The organism is Exiguobacterium sp. KKT215, from assembly GCF_055635335.1.
Window position 1 is genome coordinate 1,301,225 of sequence record NZ_CM145756.1, and the last position, 26,496, is coordinate 1,327,720.

25 protein-coding genes are annotated in these 26,496 nt (G+C 52.3%); 19 read left to right on the plus strand and 6 right to left on the minus strand.

Annotated elements, in window-relative coordinates; all coding sequences use genetic code 11:
* Positions 1–122 precede the first annotated feature (122 nt).
* Complete coding sequence (locus ACZ2GZ_RS06785) at positions 123–1,223, plus strand: DNA alkylation repair protein (RefSeq protein WP_214714756.1); 1,101 nt, start codon at positions 123–125, stop codon at positions 1,221–1,223.
* An 87-nt stretch (positions 1,224–1,310) separates the two neighbouring features.
* Here ACZ2GZ_RS06785 and ACZ2GZ_RS06790 read toward each other — a convergent pair whose 3' ends face one another.
* Both ACZ2GZ_RS06790 and lexA read right to left on the minus strand, forming a co-directional pair.
* The gene (locus ACZ2GZ_RS06790; protein ID WP_214714758.1) at positions 1,311–1,751 is read right to left on the minus strand and encodes a metal-binding protein; all 441 of its coding nucleotides are present in this window, start codon (positions 1,749–1,751) and stop codon (positions 1,311–1,313) included.
* Positions 1,751–2,371, minus strand: a complete 621-nt coding sequence (gene lexA, locus ACZ2GZ_RS06795; protein WP_021067589.1) for a transcriptional repressor LexA — start codon at positions 2,369–2,371, stop codon at positions 1,751–1,753. Before lexA ends, ACZ2GZ_RS06790 begins: the two co-directional genes overlap by 1 nt.
* A gap of 205 nt (positions 2,372–2,576) precedes the next feature.
* Here lexA and ACZ2GZ_RS06800 point away from each other — a divergent pair, with 205 nt between their 5' ends.
* From ACZ2GZ_RS06800 to ACZ2GZ_RS06830, 7 genes are all read left to right on the plus strand, one after another.
* A complete protein-coding gene (locus tag ACZ2GZ_RS06800; protein ID WP_021067588.1) occupies positions 2,577–2,813 on the plus strand; it encodes a hypothetical protein in 237 nt (78 codons plus the stop codon).
* Between the two features lie 72 nt (positions 2,814–2,885).
* Positions 2,886–3,530: a YneB family resolvase-like protein gene (locus ACZ2GZ_RS06805; protein WP_214714760.1), complete on the plus strand. Its 645-nt coding sequence runs from the start codon at positions 2,886–2,888 to the stop codon at positions 3,528–3,530.
* Positions 3,531–3,590: 60 nt separating this feature from the next.
* A complete protein-coding gene (locus ACZ2GZ_RS06810) occupies positions 3,591–3,824 on the plus strand; it encodes a DUF896 domain-containing protein (protein ID WP_021067586.1) in 234 nt (77 codons plus the stop codon).
* Between the two features lie 198 nt (positions 3,825–4,022).
* Positions 4,023–6,014 (plus strand): transketolase, encoded by a 1,992-nt coding sequence (gene tkt / locus ACZ2GZ_RS06815; RefSeq protein WP_214714762.1) that lies wholly within the window; start codon positions 4,023–4,025, stop codon positions 6,012–6,014.
* A gap of 123 nt (positions 6,015–6,137) precedes the next feature.
* Positions 6,138–6,368 carry a YneF family protein gene (locus tag ACZ2GZ_RS06820; RefSeq protein ID WP_021067584.1) on the plus strand — a complete coding sequence of 77 codons (231 nt, stop codon included), beginning with the start codon at positions 6,138–6,140 and terminating at the stop codon, positions 6,366–6,368.
* A 129-nt stretch (positions 6,369–6,497) separates the two neighbouring features.
* Entirely contained in the window at positions 6,498–8,252 is a 1,755-nt protein-coding gene (locus ACZ2GZ_RS06825) for an ABC transporter transmembrane domain-containing protein (RefSeq protein WP_470295606.1), read from the plus strand.
* Positions 8,242–10,005: an ABC transporter ATP-binding protein gene (locus ACZ2GZ_RS06830; protein WP_021067582.1), complete on the plus strand. Its 1,764-nt coding sequence runs from the start codon at positions 8,242–8,244 to the stop codon at positions 10,003–10,005. The genes ACZ2GZ_RS06825 and ACZ2GZ_RS06830 overlap by 11 nt, the downstream gene beginning before the upstream one ends.
* An 82-nt stretch (positions 10,006–10,087) precedes the next feature.
* On the opposite strand, the gene ACZ2GZ_RS06835 is transcribed toward ACZ2GZ_RS06830, so the two are convergent.
* Positions 10,088–10,270 carry an aspartyl-phosphate phosphatase Spo0E family protein gene (locus ACZ2GZ_RS06835; RefSeq protein ID WP_029595353.1) on the minus strand — a complete coding sequence of 61 codons (183 nt, stop codon included), beginning with the start codon at positions 10,268–10,270 and terminating at the stop codon, positions 10,088–10,090.
* Positions 10,271–10,462: 192 nt separating this feature from the next.
* Here ACZ2GZ_RS06835 and ACZ2GZ_RS06840 point away from each other — a divergent pair, with 192 nt between their 5' ends.
* Together ACZ2GZ_RS06840 and ACZ2GZ_RS06845 are read left to right on the plus strand one after the other, a co-directional pair.
* Positions 10,463–11,161 carry a cytochrome c biogenesis CcdA family protein gene (locus ACZ2GZ_RS06840; RefSeq protein WP_214714764.1) on the plus strand — a complete coding sequence of 233 codons (699 nt, stop codon included), beginning with the start codon at positions 10,463–10,465 and terminating at the stop codon, positions 11,159–11,161.
* A gap of 19 nt (positions 11,162–11,180) precedes the next feature.
* Positions 11,181–11,633 carry a CcdC family protein gene (locus ACZ2GZ_RS06845; RefSeq protein ID WP_034797347.1) on the plus strand — a complete coding sequence of 151 codons (453 nt, stop codon included), beginning with the start codon at positions 11,181–11,183 and terminating at the stop codon, positions 11,631–11,633.
* A gap of 34 nt (positions 11,634–11,667) precedes the next feature.
* Here ACZ2GZ_RS06845 and ACZ2GZ_RS06850 read toward each other — a convergent pair whose 3' ends face one another.
* From ACZ2GZ_RS06850 to ACZ2GZ_RS06860, 3 genes are all read right to left on the minus strand, one after another.
* A complete protein-coding gene (locus ACZ2GZ_RS06850; protein WP_470295590.1) occupies positions 11,668–13,230 on the minus strand; it encodes a solute symporter family protein in 1,563 nt (520 codons plus the stop codon).
* A complete protein-coding gene (locus ACZ2GZ_RS06855) occupies positions 13,227–13,559 on the minus strand; it encodes a DUF485 domain-containing protein (protein ID WP_470295591.1) in 333 nt (110 codons plus the stop codon). The genes ACZ2GZ_RS06850 and ACZ2GZ_RS06855 overlap by 4 nt, the downstream gene beginning before the upstream one ends.
* A 311-nt stretch (positions 13,560–13,870) precedes the next feature.
* Positions 13,871–14,302 carry a DUF2621 domain-containing protein gene (locus ACZ2GZ_RS06860; RefSeq protein ID WP_021067576.1) on the minus strand — a complete coding sequence of 144 codons (432 nt, stop codon included), beginning with the start codon at positions 14,300–14,302 and terminating at the stop codon, positions 13,871–13,873.
* A 193-nt stretch (positions 14,303–14,495) separates the two neighbouring features.
* Here ACZ2GZ_RS06860 and ACZ2GZ_RS06865 point away from each other — a divergent pair, with 193 nt between their 5' ends.
* From ACZ2GZ_RS06865 to plsY, 9 genes are all read left to right on the plus strand, one after another.
* Positions 14,496–16,091, plus strand: coding sequence for a peptide chain release factor 3 (locus tag ACZ2GZ_RS06865; RefSeq protein ID WP_058763801.1), 1,596 nt, complete (start codon positions 14,496–14,498; stop codon positions 16,089–16,091).
* 197 nt (positions 16,092–16,288) lie between these two features.
* A complete protein-coding gene (gene acnA / locus ACZ2GZ_RS06870; RefSeq protein ID WP_214714775.1) occupies positions 16,289–19,003 on the plus strand; it encodes an aconitate hydratase AcnA in 2,715 nt (904 codons plus the stop codon).
* A gap of 107 nt (positions 19,004–19,110) precedes the next feature.
* Entirely contained in the window at positions 19,111–19,599 is a 489-nt protein-coding gene (locus ACZ2GZ_RS06875; RefSeq protein ID WP_214714777.1) for a DUF3939 domain-containing protein, read from the plus strand.
* A gap of 126 nt (positions 19,600–19,725) precedes the next feature.
* A complete protein-coding gene (locus tag ACZ2GZ_RS06880) occupies positions 19,726–21,294 on the plus strand; it encodes a BCCT family transporter (RefSeq protein ID WP_058763800.1) in 1,569 nt (522 codons plus the stop codon).
* A 102-nt stretch (positions 21,295–21,396) separates the two neighbouring features.
* A complete protein-coding gene (locus tag ACZ2GZ_RS06885; RefSeq protein WP_214714779.1) occupies positions 21,397–22,080 on the plus strand; it encodes a hypothetical protein in 684 nt (227 codons plus the stop codon).
* Between the two features lie 57 nt (positions 22,081–22,137).
* Positions 22,138–24,399, plus strand: coding sequence for an AAA family ATPase (locus ACZ2GZ_RS06890; RefSeq protein ID WP_214802516.1), 2,262 nt, complete (start codon positions 22,138–22,140; stop codon positions 24,397–24,399).
* A 30-nt stretch (positions 24,400–24,429) separates the two neighbouring features.
* The gene (locus ACZ2GZ_RS06895) at positions 24,430–24,849 is read left to right on the plus strand and encodes an acyl-CoA thioesterase (RefSeq protein ID WP_021067569.1); all 420 of its coding nucleotides are present in this window, start codon (positions 24,430–24,432) and stop codon (positions 24,847–24,849) included.
* A 75-nt stretch (positions 24,850–24,924) separates the two neighbouring features.
* Positions 24,925–25,839 (plus strand): M15 family metallopeptidase, encoded by a 915-nt coding sequence (locus ACZ2GZ_RS06900; protein ID WP_214714795.1) that lies wholly within the window; start codon positions 24,925–24,927, stop codon positions 25,837–25,839.
* Between the two features lie 11 nt (positions 25,840–25,850).
* Positions 25,851–26,465: a glycerol-3-phosphate 1-O-acyltransferase PlsY gene (gene plsY, locus ACZ2GZ_RS06905; protein WP_021067567.1), complete on the plus strand. Its 615-nt coding sequence runs from the start codon at positions 25,851–25,853 to the stop codon at positions 26,463–26,465.
* The last annotated feature ends 31 nt before the right edge of the window (positions 26,466–26,496 follow it).

Genomic DNA, 26,496 nt, shown 5'->3' on the forward strand with positions numbered 1-26,496 from the left:
GAGTCCTGAAGGAGTCTTCGCAAGAAGAACTCCTTCAGGACTCTTTTTCTATCGTTCTATATAATGAGGAAGAATGTATGGCTGGATGAGCGGACTAGACGAAACTGAAGGAGATGGAAGACGTGGCCACACCGTTGAAAGAGGTATATCATGAGGATTTTTTGCTAGGATTTGGACGACGTATTCAATCCGTTTACCCATCGTTTGATATACAAGCATTTGTCGCATCGATTGGAGATGAGTCATGGGAAGCGTTAGCGCTGAAAGGGCGTATGCGCCGTATTTCGACAAAGCTCGGGGAGTACTTACCTCAAAACTACGAGTCAGCTATAGATGTATTGGTTGAAATTGCAGACGATTGTGTCGGCTTTCCATATTTATTTTTTCCCGACTTCGTAGAAGTGTATGGACAGGCGGAAGAACATTGGGAACGCTCGATGTCAGCACTCGAACTCTTCACGCAGAAATCGTCTTCTGAATTCGCAATCAGACCTTTTCTGCTTCGTGATTCGACGCGAGTAATGGATCGCATGATGGCATGGGCCAAGCATCCGAATGAGCATGTGCGAAGATTGGCAAGTGAAGGCTGTCGTCCTCGTCTTCCGTGGGCGGAGTCATTACCGATGTTCAGAGAAAATCCGGCTCCCGTGTTTGCGGTTTTAGAGTTATTGAAAGAAGACCCATCATTATATGTAAGGAAAAGTGTCGCCAACAATCTCAACGATATCTCGAAAGATCACCCGGAAGCCGTGCTCGAAGTCTCGCGTCGATGGCAAGGCGAACATCCTCATACCGACTGGGTCATCAGACATGCGTGCCGAACGTTAATTAAATCCGCACACCCGGACGCGTTAACTTTGTTTGGTTATACGCAAGAAACGGATTTGACCGTCAACTCATCGATTACTATACATCCGAATGTGCTCAGCATAGGTGAGGCGTGCGAGATTCAGTATGATTTGTCGATTCGTCCAGGAGATGCCGCCTATATTCGGGTCGAATACGCCATCGATTTCATAAAAGCGAACGGGAAAGCGAGTCGTAAAGCATTTCTGCTAGCGAACAAACTCGTCCCCGGGGGTGCGCGACTTGTAGCGAACAGGATGCACAGTTGGGCAGATTTGACGACTCGTCGGCATTATTCAGGGGAGCATCGTGTCGTTTTGCTGGTCAATGGACGAGAAGTGGCAGAACATCATGTCATGTTGCATAAAAGTTATTGAGCTTCTATATAATAAATAGTTCAAAAAGGGCAACCCAGTCTCTACTAGACGGGTTGCCCTTTTAGGTGTATGGCATAAATGTTTGGCTTAAAAGGCACGTTTGAAGAACGTGGACGCATAATCGAGCGTCGTATGTAACGTCGTCGCGAAGACGAGTCCGAAGAAACATGCGGCCCCGTTTAGGTCGAGCCATGATCTGGCAGCTTCCTCATACGGCGTGAACGTGAGCACGAGCGTGAGCGGGAAGCCAAGATAGATGACCCGGATCAGATCGCTCAAGAGCGGCAAATGCGAGAATAACGACCGATGGGGCATAATCTTCACGTAAGGGAGCCAAAAGCCTCGGAGTGGTCCCCATCGATAATAGGCGTCCGACTTTAAGTCAAGGTCCGGGGAGAGCCAGAACGTCCCGATTAGGGCGCCGAATAGGAACATGGTCGGAACATCGATGTCAATAAAAGGCGTGGCAATCGCAAGAGCACCGATTGCCACGAGATTCGTACGGGTATGTGTCTTGCCACTAGCCATTAGTGAATCGTGCGGTATACACCGATGACCTTCCCTAAAATCGACACGTTATCGAAATACATCGCTTCGAGCTCGTCGTTCTCTGGTTGAAGACGGACTTTCGAAGCTTCTTTATAAATCCGCTTCACCGTCGCTTCGCCTTCATCCGTCATGGCGACGACAATCTCTCCATTGTCGGCCGTGTTCTGTTGGCGGACGAGGACACGGTCCCCGTCCAAGATGCCGGCGTTAATCATCGAGTCTCCCGATACCGAGAGCATGTAGACGTTGTCGGAACCGACGACGTGGGCCGGGAGCGGGAAGTGCTCTTCCACGTTCTCGATTGCCGTGATTGGCGTACCGGCCGTGACTTTCCCGATGACCGGCACGTACATGACGGCATCATGGTCTTCCACGACTGACATCTCTTCATCTAAAATTTCGATGGCACGTGGCTTCGTCTTGTCACGTCGAATCAATCCACGCTTCTCTAGACGGTCCAAGTGGCCGTGGACGGTCGAGCTCGATGCGAGTCCGACTGCCTCTCCGATTTCACGAACGGAAGGTGGATACCCTTTCGCCCGGACCTCGGCTTTTATAAAATCAAGAATCTGTTGTTGTCTTGCTGACATTTTTTTCAATGGATTTCACCTCGATTATGTCGAATAACCTGCGAACGCATCCTATTCTTTATGGGTTTAGTTTAACACAAGAACACATGAGCGCACAAACATTCGTTCGTTTTTTTCTACTTGACCGAACAGAAGTTCTTGTTTTATGATGAGAACAGATAAACGAACAGACGTTCTCAAGAACGTGTATTCTTATTCCCAGGAGGTAATCGTTATGAGAGACACAATCAATGGAATCATTTTAGTCGGCATGTTGGCACTTGGAATGTTCGCGTTTTATATGGTCGGGGAGATGCGCCACGACGTCGATGTCGTCGCGACCGAACCGGTGATCGAGCATAGCGTCGAAGAAGAAGTCGCCTTGACGGAGGCCGAGTCGCTCGAGGCACAGCTTCTCGCCGAACGCGCTGAGAAAGAAGACGACAAGACGACGTGGTTCGCCGCCGAATAATCTTTTCTGATTGCGAACAGCCCCCGAACCTGTGTATCGTAGAGGGCGAATGGAAAGAAAGGAAGTGACGGGATGCGAGTCGTCATTTATTGTCGCGTGTCGACGAACAAGTCCACGCAAGAGACGTCACTCGGTCGCCAAGCGGACGAACTGACGCGGATGGCGAAACGTCTTAACGCCGAAATCGTCGATGTGATCAGTGAGCAAGAGAGTGGGTATGAGGTCAATCGGACGGGGTTGCTCGATTTGTTGGAGCACGTCTCGACGTCTAATCTCGATGCCGTGCTCGTGAGCGATGACAGCCGCCTCGGACGAGGGAACGCGAAAATCGCCATCTTGCATACGCTCATGAAACATAACGTCCGCTTGTTGACGATGCAATCGTCCGATGAATACGTCGTCTCGGATGCCGAGAAGATGGTGCTTGAAATCGTCAGTGTCGTCGAGGAGTACCAGCGTAAAATCCATAATGCGAAAATCTCACGCGGCATGCGTCGGGCGGTCGCGAACGGGTTCAACCCGCACCGCAACATCCAACATCACGATCAAGGCGGTCGGAGCCGAATCGAAGTCCCGATCGAAGAGATCGTCCAACTGCGCGAGCGCGGACTGACGTTCGCTGAAATTGCCGCCACGCTACGTGGTTTTGGCTATGAGGTGTCGAAAGCGACCGTGAACCGTCGTTATTTGGAGCACGTATCAGTGCCAGAAACTTGATTCCTGCTCGCTGATTTTGTACAGTAGAAGAACAAATTCAGTAGAGAGGGGGCGAGCCTGATGCTAGCACCTGAACAGTTGGAGCGAATCAATTTTCTCGCCAACAAAGCCAAGACAGATGGATTGTCATCAGAAGAGATGGACGAGCAGCAAGCGCTGCGCCAACAATATTTGCAAGCGTTCCGCCAATCATTCAAATCACAAATGATGGGGATGAAGGTCGTCGATCCGGACGGGAACGATGTAACGCCTGAAAAATTGAAAGACGAGCAGAAACGACATCGCTCGGAGTGACCACGAATGCACATCCTATTTCATATAGGGTGTGCATGTTTGTTATACGCGAACGGGGATCAGGGGGACTTATTGGACTGATTTTGGACGAAAGGAAGTAAACGATTCCATTCAATGTGTTATACTAATTAATTAGTTGTGACACACGAATGAGTATGCTAAAATATGACGGGTAGAAACTTTGTAACAACAGAGAGGATGAAATTAGTGGAAACAACTACTAAAGAATTATTAGCGATTAACTCGATTCGGACGCTCTCGATTGATGCGGTCCAAAAAGCGAACTCTGGTCACCCGGGGATGCCGATGGGTGCGGCTCCGATGGCGTTCACACTTTGGACGGATAAGATGCGTCACAACCCGAAAAACCCGAACTGGTTCAACCGCGATCGGTTCGTTCTTTCAGCGGGACACGGTTCGATGCTCTTGTACTCGCTTCTTCACTTATCTGGTTACGACCTTTCACTCGACGACCTCAAATCGTTCCGTCAAATGGATTCGAAGACGCCTGGACACCCAGAGTACCGTCACACGGCTGGTGTCGACGCGACGACTGGACCGCTTGGCCAAGGGATTGCCATGGCAGTCGGTATGGCGATGGCTGAAAAGCATTTGGAAGCGACTTACAACCGTGATGAGTTCAAAGTGGTTGACCACTTCACATACGGGATTTGCGGAGACGGTGACTTGATGGAAGGCGTGTCGGCAGAAGCTGCCTCACTCGCTGGTCACTTGAAACTCGGAAAGCTCGTCGTCCTTTATGATTCAAACGACATCTCACTCGATGGCGACCTTCACAAGTCGTTCTCAGAAAGTGTCGAAGATCGTTTCAACGCTTACGGCTGGCAAGTGATTCGCGTTGAAGATGGCACGGACATCGATACAATCGCGAAAGCAATCGACGAAGCGAAAGCAGAAACGTCGAAACCGACCCTCATCGAAGTGAAGACGGTGATCGGCTTCGGTTCACCGAACAAGTCAGGGAAATCGGCCTCACACGGCGCGCCGCTCGGCGAAGCTGAAATCGAGCTCACGAAGCAGTTCTATAAGTGGGAAGGCGAAAACTTCTACGTACCGACCGAAGTGTACGACTTGTTCAACGAGAAAGTCGTTGAGCCAGGTGCCAAAGCGGAAGCGGACTGGAACGAACTCGTCGCGGCTTACAAGTCGTCACACCCTGAACTCGGTGCCCAGTTCGAGCGTGCAGTGAACAACGAGCTCCCAGAAGGTTGGGACAGCGAGTTGCCGACGTTCGAAATCGGTTCGAAGAAAGCAACACGTCAAACGAGCGGTGAAGTATTGAACGCAATCGCTAAAGCGGTGCCGACACTCTTCGGTGGTTCGGCTGACCTCGCGGGCTCGAACAACACGATGATTAAAGGTGCTGCAGACTTCGATGAAGATCCAGCAGGCCGCAACATCTGGTTCGGCGTCCGTGAATTCGCAATGGCAGCTGCCGTCAACGGTATGGCACTCCACGGTGGGGTCCTTCCTTACGGCGCGACATTCTTCGTCTTCTCAGACTATTTGCGTCCAGCGGTACGACTCGCGGCCCTCATGGGAATCCCATCGACGTTCGTCTTGACACACGATTCAATCGCGGTCGGCGAAGACGGCCCGACACACGAACCGGTCGAGCACTTGATGAGCTTCCGTGCGATGCCAAACTTGTCTGTTCTCCGTCCGGCTGATGGAAAAGAGACGATTGCGGCTTGGAAGCAAGCAATCACGACGAAATCATCACCGTCACTTCTCGTCTTGACGCGTCAAGCGTTGCCAGAACTCGAGGGCACGTCGATTGAAGAAGCGGCCAAAGGTGGCTACGTCGTCGCCGGTAACTCGAACGAGGCGGACGTCCTCCTTCTCGGTACAGGTTCTGAAGTACACGTCCTCGTCGAAGCTCGCGAAGCACTCGCGGCTGACGGCGTGAACGCGGCTGTCGTCTCGATGCCTTCGTGGGAATTGTTCGAAGCACAGTCAGCAGAATACAAAGAGTCGGTCCTTCCTTCGTCAATCACGAAGCGTGTCTCGCTTGAAGCGGGCGCGACACTCGGCTGGTACAAATACGTCGGATTCGGCGGTAAAGTACTCGGAATCGACAAGTTCGGTGCCTCTGCCCCTGGGGATCTCCTCATGAAAGAATATGGCATGTCGGTCGACAACGTCGTCGCTGCTGTCAAATCACTTTAATCGCTTACTATCAGTGGTGGCCCGGAGTTTTGGGTCACCACTTTTTTTACAGACGACTAGCGAATTAGCGTAATATAGTGTATAGTAAAAAACGATGTTTCATATGGTAGAGGAGGTTAAGCCTTGAGTACATTATTCTGGATTCTTCTGATCGTGGCAGCACTAATCGGGGGTATTGCGATCGGTTTCTTTATCGCTCGTAAATACATGATGAACTACCTCGAACAGAACCCACCGATCAACGAAGATATGATTCGTACATTGATGATGCAAATGGGTCAAAAGCCGTCACAGAAGAAAGTCAACCAAGTGATGCGCGCCATGAACGTTCAAATGAAGAACGAAAAGAAATAAACCGGATCGACCGAAGCACTTTGCGCCCGCAAAGTGCTTTTTGTATCCATTTTTTGTTAGACAATCGAACAAACTTTCGCTAATCTAAAAGAATAGTCTGAATTCAAGACAACATAGGGGGTGTTTCAGATTCGTGTATTCAAACAATTGGCTTGGTTCTTCAAGCTCGAATGGCGGACGTATGCGCTCGGTATCGTCCTACTCATGTTCGTTGCGGCGCTCGAACTCGTGCCGCCACGCATCATCGGCCGAATCGTCGATGAGATCAACCGAGAATCGCTCGAAACAGATTTATTGTGGATGTTGCTCGGCGGGCTCGCGGCCGTCGGCATCGGAAACTATGTGGCCCGCTTCTTCTGGCGGTACTTCATCTTTGGGGCTTCAATTCGGCTCGGTCGGATGTTGCGGAGTCAGCTCTATCGCCATTTCACCGATTTAGATCAACGTTTTTATAAGAAGTCGCGGGTCGGGGATTTGATGGCCCATGCGACGAACGATGTCCAAGCCGTCTCGACGACGGCGGGTGCGGGGATTTTGACGCTCGTCGACAGCATTACCATGGGGACGTTCGTCATCATCACGATGGTGACGACGATTAGTTGGAAGTTGACGGTCGTAGCGCTGTTGCCGCTGCCAATCATGGTCGCGTTAACGACACGATACGGCAAACTATTACATAATCGGTTCGGGGTCGCTCAGGCGGCGTTCTCCGAACTGAATGACAAAGTCCAAGAGAGCGTCAGCGGTGTTCGGGTATTGAAATCGGCCGGAGAAGTCGGCCGCGACGTCGACTCGTTCGAGAAGTTATCCGACGAGGTCATGGCGAAGAACGTCCGCGTCGCCAAAATCGATGCCCTATACGACCCGACCATCTTCGGAATCGTCGGCCTCTCGTATATCCTATCGATTGGCTATGGGGCCTATTTGATTGAACAAGGCGAGCTGACAATCGGTCAAATCGTCAGTTTCACGGCGTATCTCAGTTTGCTCACTTGGCCGATGCTCGCGTTCGGCTGGCTGTTCAATATCGTCGAACGCGGTCGTGCGTCTTATGACCGAATCGAGCGAATGCTCGCCGTCAAACCTGAGATTCAAGATGACCCGATGGCGGCGACGAAACTTGCCCATTCGGAGATTGAGGCAGACATTCATGCTTTCCGCTATGATGAGACACCCGTCTTACAAGACGTGTCGTTCCGGATCGAACGCGGGCGCACGCTCGGAATTGTCGGACGGACAGGCTCCGGTAAAACGACAATCGTTCGGCTGTTGACGCGGGAGTATGACGTCCATGACGGCACGATTAAAATCGGGGGCATCAATATCCGACAGGTGAAAAAGTCACTTCTGCTCGACAAGGTCGCCGTCGTCCCGCAAGACCACTTCTTGTTCAGCGACTTGATTGCAAACAATATCGCGTTCGGCAAACCGGAAGCGAAACTTGACGAGATTATGGAGGCGGCTAAAATCGCCGAAGTGCATGATGACATCATGCGGTTACCAGAAGGTTATGCCACGCTTGTAGGCGAACGGGGAGTCACGCTATCGGGCGGCCAAAAACAACGGATCTCGATTGCGCGTGCGCTCATGATTGAGGCGGACGTATTGATTCTAGACGATGCCCTCTCCGCCGTCGATGCGAAGACGGAAGAAGCAATCATCGAGCATTTCCGGGCCGGGAATCCCGATCAATCTCGGTTGATTGTCGCGCACCGACTGTCTGCGGTCGAGCACGCCGACGAGATTCTCGTTCTCGAAGACGGTCGTATCATCCAACGGGGCCGGCATCAGGACTTGATTCGCGAACCGGGATGGTACAAAGATACGTATGATCGTCAACAGCTCGAAGCAATCGTAGAAGGGGGTGGCCACCATGAAGCATGACGTTCAGGAATGGGCGGTCATCAAACGTCTATTGGCGTATACGAATCGTTACTCACGCCCACTCAGTCTCGCTTTCGTCTTCTTGCTGCTCGCCACCGGTGCGAAGCTCGCGGGACCGTTTTTAATCAAGGTCTTTATTGATGAGTTCGTGACGCCAGGCGTCTATCCGACGAACTGGGTCGTCACATTGCTCGTCGTTTATTTGGTCTTGCATGTGTCGGCGATCATCTTCGACTATTTACAGTCAATTTCATTCCAAAAGATTGCCTTAAAAATCGTTCAAAACATTCGGATGGATATTTTCCGTCACGTCATGGGCATGCGGCTCGCCTATTTCGACCGGACGCCAGCAGGCGTACTCGTCTCGCGGATTACGAACGACACCGAGGCGGTCAAGGAGCTGTACGTCGGGGTGATGAGCACGTTCGTCCAATCGGCCGTGCAGCTGCTCGGGACATACGTGTTTCTCTATATCCTCGAACCGACGCTCGCAACGATGGGGCTTGTGCTCGTGCCGTTGTTCTGGCTCATCATCTGGGTGTATCGTCGCTACTCGACAAAGTACTTCGCGCAAGTGCGTGATCTGCTGTCACAATTGAACGGACAGTTGAATGAGTCGATTAACGGGATGGGAATCGTTCAACAGTTTCGTCAAGAAGAGCGGCTTGTCCGCCAATTCGAAGAGACGAACGAAGCCCACCAAGAAGCACGTTATCGGAACTTGAAGCTCGACAGTATGTTGTTGCGACCGATCATCGAATTGTTGCTAGCCTTCTCCATCATCGGGCTGCTCGGCTATTACGGCGTCTTGTCAACTACCGAGCAAGTACAAGTCGGGGTCGTCTACGCCTTTATCAGCTATATCGAACGAATCTTCCGTCCCGTGCTCGATATCATGCAACGATTGAGTGAATTTCAACAGGCGGTCGTTTCGGCGGACCGAGTCTTCAAAGTCTTGGACACGGATGAACCGGCCCCAGGAAAGAGCTTGGAGGGAACGGCTGAAATTGGCTCCGGGGAAGTGCGCTTCGAGAACGTCACGTTCAGCTACGACGGGGAAGTCGACGTATTGAAACACATCTCGTTCGTCGCCAAGCCGGGCGAGACGGTCGCCCTCGTCGGTCATACCGGGAGCGGGAAGAGTTCAATCATCAACTTGTTGACTCGGTTCTATCCGTATCAATCAGGACAAATCACGATTGATGGGCATCCGATCGAGCAGTTCGAGGAAGCCGAGCTTCGAGCCAAAGTCGGCCTTGTGCTCCAAGACCCGTTCTTGTTCACGGGGACGATCGAGGACAACTTAAAACTATTTAACCCGACAATCGACTCGGACAAAGTCCGGGAAGCGGCTGAGTTCGTCCAAGCCCATACGTTCGTCGAGAAACTCGAGGCCGGCTACGGGCATACGGTCGGTGAACGGGGGGCGACGTTCTCGAGCGGGGAACGGCAATTGCTCGCGTTCGCCCGGACGGTCGCCCGGGATCCGAAAATCTTGATTTTGGATGAGGCGACGAGTTCGATTGATACCGAGACCGAGGAGCGCGTTCAACTCGCCCTCGAGCGGATGAGACGTGGTCGGACGACGATTGCCATCGCACACCGACTCTCGACAATTCAAGATGCCGACTTGATACTCGTCCTCCATCGAGGTGAAATCGTCGAACGAGGTAATCATCAATCGTTATTGAAACAAGACGGGCTCTACAAAAAGATGTATGAACTTCAATCAGGCCAACGTCTGATGTCATAAATTACAAAAAAAGACGCCAATACCGGCGTCTTTTTTTCCATGGAAAAGGCTCTCCACAAATGTGATGCGGAGAGCCGTTCATTTAAAAATTTAGGTGTTCTGAAGCATGTATAGCCAGGACGTGACGTGTGATCAGCTTGTCTAACTCTTGGCTGACGTGAATCACTTCAGGAGACGTCCAACTGTGCTGTGAAGCGATTTCGTACAGTTCATCGCGTTTCTGTTCAATGGCATAATGTAAGTTTTCAGCTGTGATGACCGCCACGGTGTTTCCCCCATCATTATAAAGTCAAAAGTGTTACTTAGGAATATCCAAATCTTAGCATCTAACACTACTGTTTACAAGTTTCATTTCCATTTCAAAGATTACAATTTCTATCAAACAATCGTTGCAGAAAAAGATGCGAGCATTTTGAAAAGGTTTTCGCTATAATGGGGCTGAAAGGTGGAAGATCGCATGGAAGTTACCCTTTGGCTCGCATTTGGGGCGGGCGTCTTGTCATTTTTGTCTCCGTGCACGCTACCGTTGTATCCAGTCTTTTTATCGTATATCACTGGGGTCTCTGTCTCTGATTTGAAGAGCGAAGGACTGCGGCAGCGCACGGCATGGTTTCATACGTTCTCATTCCTCTTCGGTTTCTCTATCGTCTTTCTCGTGCTCGGTTTGTCGACCTCGCTGATTGCCGACGTGTTCATTCAATACAAAGATAGTTTGCGCATGTTCGGTGCCATCCTTATCTTCGTATTTGGTGTCTTCTTGGCAGGTCTCTGGCAACCACGTTTTATGATGCGCGAGAAAAAACTCGCATTAGGAGAGCGCAAGAGCGGCTATTTTGGGACGGCACTCATCGGAATCGGATTCGCAGCAGGGTGGACACCTTGTACCGGACCGATTCTTGCTGGCGTCATCGCCCTCGCGGCGTCGAACCCGAGTCAGGGAATGGGCTATATGTTGGCGTACGTCATCGGCTTTGCCATCCCATTCCTCGTTATGGCCGGTTTTGTCGGCAAAATCAAGTACTTGGCACGCAATAGCGCCAAGGTAGCAAGACTCGGAGGCTATTTGATGATGGCTTTCGGCGTCGTATTATATTTTGATGGAATGAACCGCTTCGCTGCTTGGATGAGCGAATTAGTAGGATTCACCGGATTTTAAAGGGGTTGACCGAATGTCGATATTTTGGGGATCGACCCTCGTCGCACTGATGATGGGCTTGATTGCGAGCTTCGTTCGCGTCAAAGCGTCAGCACGTCCGACGAATGCGAAAAAGATTTTGATTCCGCCGCTGGCGATGTCGACGGGCATGTTACAATTTCTCGTCCCGGCGTTTCGGCTGACTTGGCTCGAGGTCGGAGAGGCGCTGATCGTCGGATTGATTTTCAGCGTGTTCCTCATCAAGACGTCGAATTTCGAGAAACGTGACGGGGAAGTTTATCTATCCCGTTCGAAAGCGTTCTTTATCGTCGTGTTTGTCTTATTGGCCATCCGGACGGTCATGAAGGCGTTTCTCGGGGACGAGGTAAACATATTTGCGACGGGCGGCCTGTTCTATTTGATCGCCTGGGGCATGATTGTCCCGTGGCGCATCGCCATGTATCAAAAGTACAAACAAATCGTAGCATCATAAACGGCGTCCCTTGCGAGGGACGCCGTTTTGTCGATTAAGAAGATTTTTTGGTCATGGCTGCTTCGGTCTCGGCATCGATTCCGGTGTTGGCCTTGACGAGAATCCGTTCGAAGTTTCCGGCGACTTCATCTGACTTCGTCACGTACGTCCCGACGATAGCGGCGAAGAAACCGAGCGGGATCGACACGATGCCCGGATTCGTGAGCGGGAACAGAGCCTCACCGATAAAGATGGCGGAACCGTCCGGCGCCCATACGTTCGGGCTGATGGCGACGAGGAAGAGTGACGAGAACAAGCCGACAATCATGCCGAACACGGCTCCTCCGGTGTTAAACCGTCTCCAGTAAATCGTGAACAAGATGACCGGCAAGTTCGCACTGGCGGCCACGGCGAAAGCGAGCGAGACGAGGAAAGCGACGTTCATCGACTGTGCGAAAAACGCGAGTCCCATCGAGACGAGGGCGACAGCGATCGAAGCGATGCGGGCAGCCGTGACTTGTTCTTTCTCAGTCGCTTCCCCCTTACGGACGATATGTCCATAAAAGTCGTGGGCGAATGCCGAGGCGGCCGAAAGGACGAGGCCGGCGACGACGGCAAGGATCGTGGCAAATGCGATCGCCGCGACAAAGGCGAACAACAAGTCGCCGCCGAGCACTTGGGCCAGGAGCGGTGCGGCCATGTTGCCGGCCGGGTTGGCGGCGATAATGGCATCCGAGCCGACGAATGCGGCAGCCCCGAATCCGAGGAAGATTGTCAATATGTAGAACGCACCGATGATCCATGTCGCATAGACGACCGATTGGCGTGCTGTCGGTGCATCTTTGACCGTGAAGAAACGGATAAGGATGTGGGGCAGCCCCGCCGTCCCGAGGACGAGTGCCAAGTTGAGCGAGATCGTGTCGAGCGGGAGCTTGAACTTGTTGCCTGGGTTCAAGAAACTGTCGCCGAGCGGCGTCGCCTTGCTCACTTCGGAGAACATGGTGAAGACAGAGAAGTCAAAGCGAGCGAACACGAGAAACGAGATGATGGCGGTCCCGATCATCAATAGCACAGCTTTCGTGATCTGTACCCATGACGTTGCGGTCATCCCTCCGAAGACGACGTACACCGTCATCAAAATCCCGACGACGACGACACTCGTCGTGTATGGGATGCCGAGCAATAACTCGATGAGCGCGCCGGCCCCGACGAGCTGGGCGATCATATAGAAAATCGAGATGACGATGGCGTTCATGGCGGCGACACCGCGCACGCGCGGTTTGTTGAATCGAGCCGCAATCATATCGGCCATCGTATACTTGCCAAGGTTACGGAGCGGCTCGGCCACGAGGTAGAGCACAACGAGATAAGCCACCAAGAAGCCGATTGAATAGAAGAAACCGTCAAATCCGGCGAGGGCAATCATCCCGGCAATCCCGAGGAAAGAAGCTGCCGACATATAGTCCCCAGCGATGGCGAGCCCATTTTGGAAACCGGTCAACCCTCCATCGGCCGTATAAAAGTCGCTCGCGGTCTTCGTTTTACGAGCGGCGAAGAACGTGATGACGAGCGTGAGCCCGACAATCGCGAGGAATAATAAAATAGCGGTCCAGTTCATCGGTCGTCCTCCTCTTGTTTGATGGCGGTGACGAGTTCGTCAAACCGACGGGCCCGGCGGCTGTACATCACACAGAACGTCCAGGTCATAAAGAATTGGGCGAAGGCGAGCACCCGGGCCCATGTGATGTCTCCGGCGACCGGGATATTCAAAAAGGTGAAGTAACTTGTCGAGATTGGCAACGTGAAGTAGAAGATAAGGGAGAAGATGATGGATGGAACAATGAACCGATTCTTTTCTCGCATCAGTTTGTGAAACGTCTGGCTCTCGACAATCGCTTCGGCGGAGCGGGTACTGTCGGTTTGCGTGACATGTGTGACATCATGCATATAAAAACCTCCTTCGGCATCAAGATACGTATATTATAGAAATGTAAATAAAGGAAAAGCTATCCATTTTTTATTGCGGAAAACGAAATTGTTATACTAATATTGGTCATACCACTTTAATGTAATCGTTTCCAATATTGTCTATATTATGAACATTATCTTTAGATAGTTATCACTCGTGAAAAGGGTACTTTTGACCTATTAGTCGTATGGCACAATTTCGTAAGCAGGAGACATAACCAGTCGGCTACGATGAGTCGACATCAAGGGGTGAACAAAAAGACGCCAGGCACATGTCCTGACGTCTCGTCTCATTGTTGGAAGTAATGTTGATACACTTTCCAGTCGATTTGCTCTTCTTCAAGTGCCTTCTTTAAGAACTTATGGTCCCGCTTCGGTGTTGCGGCGATATAGCCTTTGACGACGAGCTCGGTCGTCATTTCACGTGCCCGGGTCTCGAGGGCGAATTGTCCAATCTTACCGGCGATCTTGCGGATGGCGACGTCGCGGAACAGCTCTGGTACCGGCGTGACGAGGCGGTCGAGCAACGTTCGCGTCTCCGGTGTCCATAAGTGGCGTGTCTTGTCGATGTAGTCATCCTCGATGTCGAGGAGTGAGCGTCCATCTTCTTTTGGCATTCGTTTCAAAAATTTACGGAACATAAAGTAACCGCCGATCGACATTAACCCGATCATCACGAATCCCCAGAAGACAATGAAATACATCATCAAGTTTTCTGGCATCGTCTTTCCCCCGTTCTGTCATTTCACGATCATTCAAGCTAAGTATACAAAAAAGGGGCGCGATACAAAAGCTACAGCTATCCGTTCCCTACTATAAAGATGGACGAAACGGGCCGGCTTCGTTAGAATAGATAGCGTTGCAGTGAGCAAGACATCGTATAAATCGTATTGTCCAGAAAGGAAAGAGCCATACATGAATCAATTAAAACAAGAAGTTGAGAAGCGTCGTATTTTCGGCATCATCTCGCACCCGGATGCCGGTAAGACGACGCTGACGGAGAAGTTGCTCCTCCACGGAGGCGCCATCCGTGAGGCGGGGACGGTCAAAGCCCGCAAAAATTCCAAACATGCCAAGTCGGACTGGATGGAAATCGAGAAACAACGTGGGATCTCGGTCACCTCGTCGGTCATGCAGTTCGTCTATCAAGATAAGGTCGTCTCAATCATGGACACGCCCGGACACAACGATTTCGGGGAAGACACGTACCGTGTGTTGACGTCGGTCGATAGCGCCGTCATGGTCATCGATGCGGCCAAAGGGATTGAGACGCAGACGAAGAAATTGTTCCAAGTCTGTCGGATGCGGGGGATTCCAATCTTCACGTTCATGAACAAATTGGACCGCCAAGCGAAAGACCCGCTCGAACTCATGGAAGAGCTCGAAGAAGTGCTCGGGATGCCTTCGGTCGCCGTCACGTGGCCGATCGGGAGCGGGATGCAGTTCGAAGGGGTGTACGACCGCCTGAAGAACGAAGTCCACTTGTTCCGGGGTGAGAAAGGGACGCTCACGTTGAACGAGGACGGCGTCAATGACCCGATTCTCGCCGATTATTTAACGGAAGAGAACTTGACGAACCTTCGAGATGAAATCGATCTTCTCGACGGTGCCGGCAATGAAATCGAAGTCGATGCGATTCAGCACGGGAAATTGACTCCGGTCTTTTTCGGGACGGCCCTCGTCGACTTCGGCGTGACATCGTTCTTGAACCACTATCTCGCCATGTCACCGGCCCCTGAGGCCCGTAAGTCGAATGTCGGTCCAATCGACCCGACGTCAGAAGACTTCAGCGGCTTCGTCTTCAAGATTCAAGCGAACATGAACCCGGCCCACCGTGACCGCATCGCCTTCGTCCGCATCTGTTCGGGCGTGTTCGAGCGCGGCATGGACGTCACACTCACGCGGACAGGGAAGAAAATCAAATTGAGTCAATCGACGCAGCTCATGGCCAACGACCGGGAAACGGTCGATCAGGCGTTCGCTGGAGACGTGATCGGGATTTACGATTCGGGGACATACCAAATCGGCGACACGATCACGACGTCGAAACAGAAAATCGCGTTTGAGGCGTTGCCGACGTTCCCGCCTGAACTGTTCATGCGCGTCTCGCCAATCAACTCGCTCAAGTCGAAGCATTTCCACAAAGGTGTGGAGCAGCTCGCCCAAGAGGGAGCAATTCAAGTGTATCGCAACGAATACAACGAGATTTATCTCGGTGCGGTCGGTCAACTCCAATTCGAAGTGTTCGAGTATCGCTTGAACAACGAATACGGCGTCGACATCCGTATGGAGCCGGTCTCGTACAGCGTCGCACGTTGGGTGAAGGACAAGGAATTGAAGGCGCTCAAGCCCTTCCAGGACTCACGCAACATGCTCGTGACGGATCGTTGGGAGCGTCCTGTGTTCTTATTCGCCAACGAGTTCACGTTCGATCGCTTCAAAGAACGGTATGAAGATGAGCTCACGCTCGTCGACGCCCTCGACGTCAACGTCGAGATTGGCGCAGAATAATGATTGAAGACGGCTCTTGTCCAAGGGCCGTCTTTTCATGTTTCAGTGAGTCTGACGCTATTGATAAGTTTTACTTATGACTAATTTGTGACGGAATGTATTTTACGTCACGCTATAGTTGTATTATGATAAACATGTGATAAGTAAGCGATTACGGCACGTGCCGGCATCGCCGCTTTCAAAAAGGGGGATATCGTATGGAACAGACGAACGTATTAGACGCTTTCAAATCTCGGACGAAGTTCGAGGTCAATGGACAAGCGTACGATTATTACCGGCTTAAAAAGCTTGAAGAAGAAGGGGTGACGGAACTTAGTCGACTTCCGTACTCGATTCGCGTATTGCTCGAATCTGTGCTTCGCCAACAGGATGGCCGTGCCATCACGAAAGAACATGTCGAGAACTTGGCTAAATGGGGTACTGCCGAAGTTTCGAAAGACATCGATGTTCCGTTCAAACCGGCTCGTGTCGTTCTTCAGGACTTTACGGGTGTACCGACGGTCGTTGACCTCGCCTCACTTCGCAAGGCGATGGCTGATCTTGGTGGAGACCCGAACAAAATCAATCCTGAAATCCCGGTTGACCTCGTCGTCGACCACTCGGTTCAAGTCGATGCGTACGGTTTTGCCGGCGCACTCATGAAAAACATGGACATCGAGTTCGAGCGTAACGAAGAGCGCTACAAGTTCTTGCGTTGGGCTCAGACGGCGTTCGACAACTATCGCGCCGTTCCGCCTGCGACAGGAATCGTTCACCAAGTCAACTTGGAGTACTTGGCTTCGGTCGTCCTCGAGAAGAATGACGGAACGGGCAATGTCGTCTATCCAGACTCGCTCGTCGGAACTGACTCGCACACGACGATGATCAACGGTCTCGGCGTCCTCGGTTGGGGTGTCGGTGGAATCGAAGCCGAGGCGAGCATGCTCGGACAACCGTCTTATTTCCCGGTACCAGACGTCGTCGGCGTCAAAATCATCGGTGAAGTCAATCCGGGTGTCACGGCGACAGACGTCGCGCTCGTCGTCACAGAAATGCTCCGTAACGAGAAAGTCGTCGGCAAGTTCGTCGAGTTCTTCGGTCCATCGCTTCACACGATGCCGCTCTCAGACCGGGCAACGATTGCCAACATGGCGCCTGAGTATGGTGCGACTTGTGGCTTCTTCCCAGTCGATACAGAGACGCTCAACTATATGCGCACGACAGGTCGCCCAGAAGAATTGATCGACCTCGTCGAAGCCTACTCGAAAGCGAATGACTTGTTCTACACACCAGATCAAGCGGACCCGTCGTTCACGAAGACGCTCACGCTCGACTTGTCGAAAGTACAACCGTCGCTTGCTGGACCGAAACGTCCACAAGACCGAATCAACTTATCAGACCTTCAGACAGCGTTCGTCGATAGCGTGACGGCACCAGCCGGACACAGCGGCTTCGGTCTTGAAAAATCCGAGCTTGAGAAGAAAGCAGCTATCAACTATGCAGACGGCTCTGTCGACATGCGCACAGGTGACGTGGCGATCGCAGCGATCACAAGCTGTACGAACACATCAAACCCATACGTCATGGTCGGAGCAGGTCTCGTCGCGAAGAAAGCTGTCGAACGCGGTCTCACGGTTCCAAAATTCGTGAAGACGTCGCTCGCACCGGGCTCGAAAGTCGTTACCGACTACCTCGACAAAGCCGGTCTCACGCCATACCTCGACCAACTCGGTTTCAACACCGTTGGGTACGGATGTACGACATGTATCGGAAACTCGGGTCCACTCGACCGCGAAGTCGAAGAAGCGATAACATCGAACGATTTGCTCGTCTCATCGGTCCTCTCGGGGAACCGTAACTTCGAAGGCCGCGTCCATCCGCTCGTCAAAGCGAACTTCTTGGCGTCACCGCCACTCGTCGTCGCTTACGCGCTCGCCGGATCGGTCAACTTCGACATCATGAACGAGTCGTTCGGAACGGACAAAGATGGCAACGAGGTCTTCTTCAAAGACATCTGGCCATCAAACGATGAAATTAAGATGGTCGTTCAAGATGTCGTCTCACCAGAAGCGTTCCGGAAAGAGTACGACACGGTGTTCACAGGGAATGAGCGTTGGAATGCCCTCGACGTGCCAGAAGGCAACTTGTATGACTTCTCGGACGATTCGACGTATATCCAAAACCCACCGTTCTTCGAAAACCTCGAGCCAGAAGCGGGAGAAGTACATGCGTTGAACGGACTCCGCGTCATCGGGAAGTTTGCTGATTCGGTCACGACCGATCACATCTCACCAGCTGGAGCATTCTCGAAAACGACACCAGCCGGCCAATACCTTCAATCGAAAGGTGTCGCACCGCTCGACTTCAACTCGTATGGCTCACGCCGCGGGAACCACGAAGTCATGATGCGCGGTACGTTCGCGAACATCCGTATCCGTAACCAAGTCGCACCTGGCACTGAAGGCGGCTTCACGACGTACTGGCCGACTGGCGAAATCATGCCGATGTACGATGCAGCCATGAAGTACAAAGAGCAAGGCACAGGCCTTGTCGTCTTCGCTGGAAACGACTACGGTATGGGCTCGTCACGTGACTGGGCAGCCAAAGGGACGAATTTGCTCGGCATCCGTGCTGTCATCGCGCAAAGCTTCGAACGGATTCACCGCTCGAACCTCGTCATGATGGGCGTATTGCCACTTCAGTTCATGGACGGGGAGTCAGCTGACTCACTCGGACTCACAGGCGAAGAAGCGATCGACATCCAAGTCGACGAGTCAGTCCGCCCACGTGATATCCTGAACGTCAAAGCAACACACGAGAACGGCACAGTGACCGAGTTCAAAGTCATCGCGCGCTTCGATTCAGAAGTCGAGATCGATTATTACCGTCACGGTGGCATCTTGCAGATGGTTCTCCGCAACAAATTGAAATAAGCAACATAGCCTTCCTTTGCAAAAAGGAAGGTTTTTTTTGTGAATATGCGAATAAAAGGTGAGAGGATGACTCATATCGGGAAGAGAATGGGGAGAGGGGGGAGTGTATGGAACGACAGACGAAATCAGGTAAAAACTGGTGGCAACGGCTGACGCAAAAAGAGGAAGTGCCGGAGGAAGAGTTTGACCTCACGCTTCCGCAGCTGCGCGAAGCCATCCATGAATATGAACAGACGTTACCGAAAGGCGTCAATCGTACGGTCTTGCTCGACGAGACGCAAGAAATCGATTTGGCTCGACTGAAAAAACACTTGCCCGGTAAACCGAGACAGCGGTTCTATATGTCAAAAGAGACGTTTCATATCGTCCCCGAGGACGAACGAGAATTGGTCTATGAGATGGATCAAGTGCAACGGGCGCTCGATTTATACTTTGAACAAGAAAAAAAAATACCGTTTCGAAAATTTCAACAGACACTGCAATTGGATTTGACTCGATTACGTGAAGGCGGCTACTTGAAAGTACTGCCGAAACGGCCCTATTACGTCGTTGACGAGACGTTAATCGTGTCCTTGGAACCGAAACCGCCAGAGTGACGACACGCCATCGTCACTTTTTTTGACATGGTCGTCCGAGCACGTCGCGGGGTTGAGTCTGGTTTACAAACTATGTTACGGTGGAAAACGTATATGAAAATAAGAAAATTGAATAGGAGTGAGATTATGGAAAGGAAAAGCCAAGTGACGACCGTTTTTCTCGTTTCAGCCATCATTACGGTCTTATTCACGATCTGGGGTGTCATCCCAGAGAGCGTCCTCGGTAACGCCAGTCTCTTGAACGTGACGACGAAACTGCAGGGCTGGCTCTCGAACGGCTTTGGCTGGTTTTATTTACTCAGTGCGACTGGAATTCTACTCGTCGCCATCTTTTTAATCTTCTCGAGGTTCGGGTCAATTCGACTCGGGAAAGACACGGATCGTCCTGAATTCGGGTATCTGTCATGGTTCGCCATGTTGTTCAGCGCCGGGATGGGGATCGGACTCGTCTTCTGGGGAGCAGCCGAACCGCTATCACATTTTCACGCGCCGCCATTCGACTCGGGTACACCTGAGGGCGATGCCCGTACGGCGATGCAATATTCGTTTTTCCACTGGGGCTTGCACCCATGGGCGATTTACGCGATGATCGCGCTCGCCATCGCTTACTCAACGTTCCGGAAAGGGCGTCCGGCGACGATCGGGGAGACCATCGGCTCACTCGTCAAAGACCGCTACGAAATACGGGTCAAACGGACGGTCGATGTGTTGGCCATCATCGCGACCGCGTTCGGTGTGGCGACTTCGCTCGGCTTCGGGGCCCAGCAAATTGCCGGCGGGATTCACTTCTTGATTCCGAACGTACCAAACGCGTTCTCGACCCAATTGATTATCATCGCCGTCGTAACGGTACTCTATATGATCAGTGCATCGACGGGACTCGAGAAAGGGATTCGTATTTTAAGTAATACGAACATCTTTCTCGCCATCGTTCTCTTGATCGCAACGCTCATGGTCGGACCGAGTGCATTCATCCTCGATTTGTTCACGCAGACGATCGGGACATATTTGCAACAGTTACCGTCGATGAGTTTCCGGACGGCAGCGTTTGAGCCGGTGGAACGCGAATGGATTAACGGATGGACGATTTTCTATTGGGCTTGGTGGATTTCATGGTCACCGTTCGTCGGGACGTTCATCGCTCGTGTCTCGAAAGGACGTACGATTCGTGAATTCATCATCGGGATTCTACTCGTGCCGACCTCGTTCGGTCTGCTCTGGTTCTCCGTCTTTGGCGGTGCGGCCATCTGGGCTGATTTGAACGGTGGGGCAAACTTGATTGCAACGGTTAACGAGATTGGCACGGAAGTCGGTCTGTTCGCCTTGTTCGAGACGTTTGGTGGGTTTGGCACGATCCTTAGTGTCGTCGCCATTTTCTTAGTCTCTGTCTTCTTCATCACGTCAGCGGACTCGGCAACATACGTGCTCGGCATGTTGTCGACGAACGGAAAACTCGTGCCGCCGATGAGAATCAAGCTCATCTGGGGTCTCATTCAGTCATCGATTGCCGCCGTGCTCTTATACGTCGGTGGACTTGGAGCGCTACAAGCGGTCGCCATCCTGGTCGCTTTCCCGTTCATCTTCGTGTTAATTTTGATGATTGTCGCCTTGTTCAAAGATTTGTCTGATGAACCAGACGAACGGGACAAGTATATTGAAGCGTATAAGCAGGAAGAAGAAGATAAGCTCGGATAAAAGGAAAGGGTCTCGGTTGAGGCCCTTTTTTGGTTGTAAATGTTTTGCAGGACCCTCTCGCTAGTGTAGGATAGTAAGTGAAGAAGATTGGGAGGGCATTCTATGAAACAACATGTTAAAAAGCGATTGAGTTGGGTGATTTTTGCGGGAATCCTCATTGTCGGCGCCCTGCTCGCCTATAACTTTTACTCGATCATGAACTTGAATGACGACGAGGGCCGCGTCAACCGGGCCGAACCGTTTTATACATCCGTCGTAATCGGCTATGAAGAGAAAAAATTGCCGGAAAACGGCGAGACGTTGGAAGTTCGTGAATATGAAGTGACATACGATGAGGACGGTCACTTCGTGTCCGAGGTCGTGGAGGGCCCTAACGTTGGTGCCCGGGCCGAGTGGGACGGAACCGTTTATCGTGAGTTCAACCCGGACGGCGAGGAGACAAACAGTCAAGAGACGAGCTCCGGTGCTGTGGCTCCGCACCCATTCTTGTCGCGCGCGACGAATGAACAGATTCGTAAATGGCTCGACGATGGGACGCTCGGTTCGAGCGAAGGTGATGTCGATATCATCGGACGGACCGCGCAAGCGTTCGTCAAGAAAGAGTCACCTGAAGCTGTCCCGGCAGAATGGGTCGAAAAGTACCCAGCGATATTCAGTGAAGACGACAATGAAGAAGCGGTCACGTATTACGTCGACGCGAACGAGCGAATCTTGCTCGCTGCCGAATCACGAAACAACGGGAAGTTGTTCCATTCGATTCGGATGACTTCTTTTGAATCACGATAATCCGGCGAGGAGCAGACTAAAACGTCGGCTCCTTTGTCGTCTAAAAAGGAGAATACTATGAAACAGATCACCTTGGATCAAGTGCAATCGGACTTGACGGCGTGGGAAGCGGGTGGACGCATCGAGGAAGCGGCGCTATTGTCTTACGCCCATTGGTCGCGCGCGACCGGCCACCGTCAAGAGTTGATTCGCACCTTGACCCTCCTCGCAACGAAACGGTTCGAAGCGCGTCAGAACATCGACCCGTTATTACATCGTTGGGTCAAGGAATTGGAGTCACTCAACGCATTACCGCCAGCGCTCCGCGTCAGTCAATTATACGAAGTCTTGCGACGTCATAAACAACATTTGCACGTCGAATGGCCGAAATTACGTGAGGCGGATTACGCGTCGATGAAAGTCCAAATTTTAACCGAATACGAAGCGAAGACGTCGGAACTGCTCGAGCAACTTGAACAGCTTCACGACGAGATTGACCGTGCCAAATCCGACCTTCGGGACTCGGAATTCAAAGGACAGCTCGAGCGGTTATTCCTTGTCGTCATCGAGGCGATGCAAGAAGTGGCCGCACTCGAAGATGACACGGCCTCGCTCTTGGCATCGATGCAAGGCAATTACTTCAGCCGTGAGGCGTTCCACCGTTTCGGTGAGCGGGTCGGGCTCGTCAAACAGCGACTCGCCATGATCGTCGAACATTTGCCGGAACAGACGGAACAAGTTCGGTCGAGCGCGATTGAATCACTCGAGGCGATGATCGGGCTCACGGACGTGAAGCAACGTGTCAAAGCGTGGTACCGCTTCCTCTTGTTCCAAAAAGAACGGGAGAAGGCAGGCTTCTCGTCCAAACACCAACCTTCGCTCCATCTCGTGTTCACGGGAAACCCAGGCACCGGTAAGACGACGCTCGCGCGTCTCATGGCCGAGATATATTTTGAGCTCGGTCTACTCGCTCGTCCCGACGTCGTCGAGGCGGATCGGTCGAGTCTCGTCGGCGCGTTCGTCGGACAGACGGAAGAGCAAGTCATGAACAAAGTGAAAGAAGCCGAGGGCGGAGTCCTGTTCATCGATGAGGCGTATGCGCTCAAACGTCAGGATGCGAGCGGGAGTGACTATGGGCAGGCAGCCATCGATACGCTCGTCGCCGCGATGACGAGTGGCGAGTACGCCGGGAAATTCGTTGTCATCCTCGCCGGTTATCCGGAAGAGATGCGTCACTTTCTATTGGCCAATCCGGGACTACGTTCGCGTTTCCCAGAATCAAACCATTACGAGTTGCCGAACTACAGTGATGACGAACTCGTCGCCATCGGCGAGAAAGTGGCCGCGGAGAACAATTACGTCCTGACGGTTGAGGCGAAGCGCGCCTTGATTGCGCGGATCGACCGGGAACGGGTTGACGCCACGTTCGGGAACGCGCGCACGGTGCATAATATTTTGCTCGACGCCATGTTCAAAAAAGGGTCCCGCTTCGGTGCCGATGCCCCGCTCGACGAGATGGCCCTGTTGACGGAGCTCGATTTCGAGATGGATGCGACCGAGGACACGTCAGCCCCGACGCTCGACGACTTGGTCGGGATGGAAGAGGCGAAACGTCAACTACGTGAAATCGAGGCGCTCGTCACGATTCAAAAACGGCGCCGCGAACTTGGATTGAAGACGGCTCCGGTCCAACTTCATGCCGCACTCGTCGGCAACAGCGGAACAGGGAAGACGACGTTCGCTCACCTTTATGCCCAACTGTTGAAGAAGACCGGTTACTTGAAACGCGGACACTTAAAAGTCGTCAGCCGAGCCGATCTCGTCAGCGGTTATGTCGGTCAGACGGCACAAAAGACGAAGGCTGCCATCCGCGATGCGCTCGGCGGAGTGTTGTTGATTGACGAGGCTTATAGTTTGAACGGCGGACCAAACGATTACGGTCGTGAAGCAATCGATACGCTCGTCGACGAGATGCCGAAGCACGGGGACAACCTCGTCGTCGTCATGGCGGGATACGAGGCGCCGATGCGGCGATTGATCGAGTCGAATCCTGGACTGAGTAGTCGGATTAAGCGCACCATCCAGTTCGAGGATTACTCGACCGACCAACTCGTCGAGATTGCCAAGACGTATGCCGGAAAATTTGGCTATACGTATGACGAGACGGTAGAGCAAGCGCTTAAAGAGCGATTGTCTGGTATCGACCGGCCAAACGCGAGGACGGCGCTGTCGTTGATTGATGAAGCCATTGCGAGACAGTCATACCGTTTGATTGAAGGACAGGCTGAAACTGACGACTTGAATCATATTTTAGTAGTAGATATTAAGACCAAGTTATAATATAATGACCTTGAAAGCGAGGACGATTTAATGCATACGATTCAGATTCCGGTCCGCTACCAAGAGACCGACATGATGGGCATCGTCTATCATGCGAACTATTTAGTGTATCTCGAAATCGCTCGTACTGAATTATTGCGCGAGCTCGGGGTCGAATATAAAGACATGGAACAGGCGGGCTTTGTCTCTCCGGTGACGAACGTCTCGGTCGACTATAAGAAGAGCGTCACATTCGGCGATACGGTCCACGTCCGGGTATGGGTCGACAGCTATTCCAAGATCCGGACCGTCTATGGCTATGAGTTGACCGATCAAGACGGACATCTCGTCGGTTCGGCGAAGACGACCCACGTCGTCGTCAAACAGGGCGACTTCAAGCCGGTCCGTCTCGACCGCGAGTTTCCAGAATGGCATGACATGTATATGCGTGTCATGAGTCCCGTCACATAACAGTGGTTCTTTTGTACCGTCAGTATGGTATCATATCTTGACGGTATTTTTTGTACAAAGAAAGGGGAAGATCGCATGCGAAAACCATCTCTGTTGATGGTATGCTGCGCCTTGACGCTCACATTGGTGGGCTGTACTACAAGCGACCAAAGCAAAACGGAAGAAGCCGAGAACAAACCGGCCGAAACCGAACAACAAACAGAAACTCCGGCCGATGCGCCGAAGGATACAGAAGACGAAGTAGTTGAAGAAGCTCCGGCGCCTGAAGCCGAGCCCCCGGCAGCAGACGAGCCTGCGGAAGAACCGGCAGTAGACGAACCTGAGGCCGAAGAAGCACCTGTTGTGGAAGCACCGCCTGTAGAAGAACCGGTCCAAACGCCGAGCCAGCCGCTCGAACAAAACGGGACGGCGAACGTGAAACTCGATACGCTCATCCTCGTCAATAAACAAATCGCCTTGCCGGCCGGTTACAAACCGACCGACCTCGTGACGGCGAATATCGATTTTGTCGACACGGCGTCCGGGGAGCGGAGAATGCTCCGTAAAGAAGCGGCACAGGCAATCGAAAAATTGATGGCCGGTGCGAAAGCGGCCGGAATCGATTTGAAAGGGACGAGCGCGTTCCGTTCATACGACTATCAAGTGCAATTGTTCAACGCCTATGTCGCCAAAGACGGAAAAGAACAAGCGATGAAGTATTCGGCGCCGCCGGGTCATTCAGAACATCAGACGGGACTCGCCATCGACGTCTCGAGCGCCTCGGTCGGGTATCAATTGACACAGAGCCTTGAGCAGACGAAAGAAGGCAAGTGGTTGGCCGACAATGCCCATACGTATGGGTTCATCGTCCGCTATCAACGCGCCTATGAGGCGGAGACGGGTTATATGTTTGAACCGTGGCACTTACGCTACATCGGGGTGGAGCATGCGACGAACGTTCATAAGACGAACGTCCCGTTTGAACGCTATCTCGAGCAATCCATGAATTAAGGGGAATCGCGATGCCTTATTTGACAGAAATCATCATTATCATCATCAGCTATCTACTCGGTTCAATCCCGTTCGCCCTCCTCGTCGGTAAGCTCGGCTATAAAGTCGATGTCCGCGAGCACGGGAGCGGGAACTTGGGCACGACGAACACGTTTCGCGTGCTTGGGAAGAAAGCGGGTACGATCGTCCTATTAGGGGATATGGGGAAAGGCTTGGTCGCGGCATTATTGCCGCTTCTATTCGGGAGCGAAATGAGTCTGCTCCTCGCTGGGATTCCGGCCATCATCGGCCACTCTTATCCCATCTTCGCCAAATTCAAGGGCGGAAAATCGGTAGCGACGAGCGCGGGGATCCTGCTTGCTGCGTTCCCATGGTTTTTCGTCGTCGTCGTCGGCACGTTCATCGTGACGTTGCTTATTTCAAAGATGGTGTCGCTCTCGTCGATGGCCGCCTCTGTCGTCGGACTCGTGACCGTCGTCGCCTATGGCATCATCGCCAAAGACTGGTTGCCGCTCATCGTCATCGTCCCGCTCGCCTTGTTCATCATTATCAAGCACCGCTCGAACTGGCAACGAATCCGTGCCGGCACGGAACCGAAAGTGCCGCTGTTCCAAAAGCGAAAGTAACGATCGATGACCATCCTGCTCGATATACAGA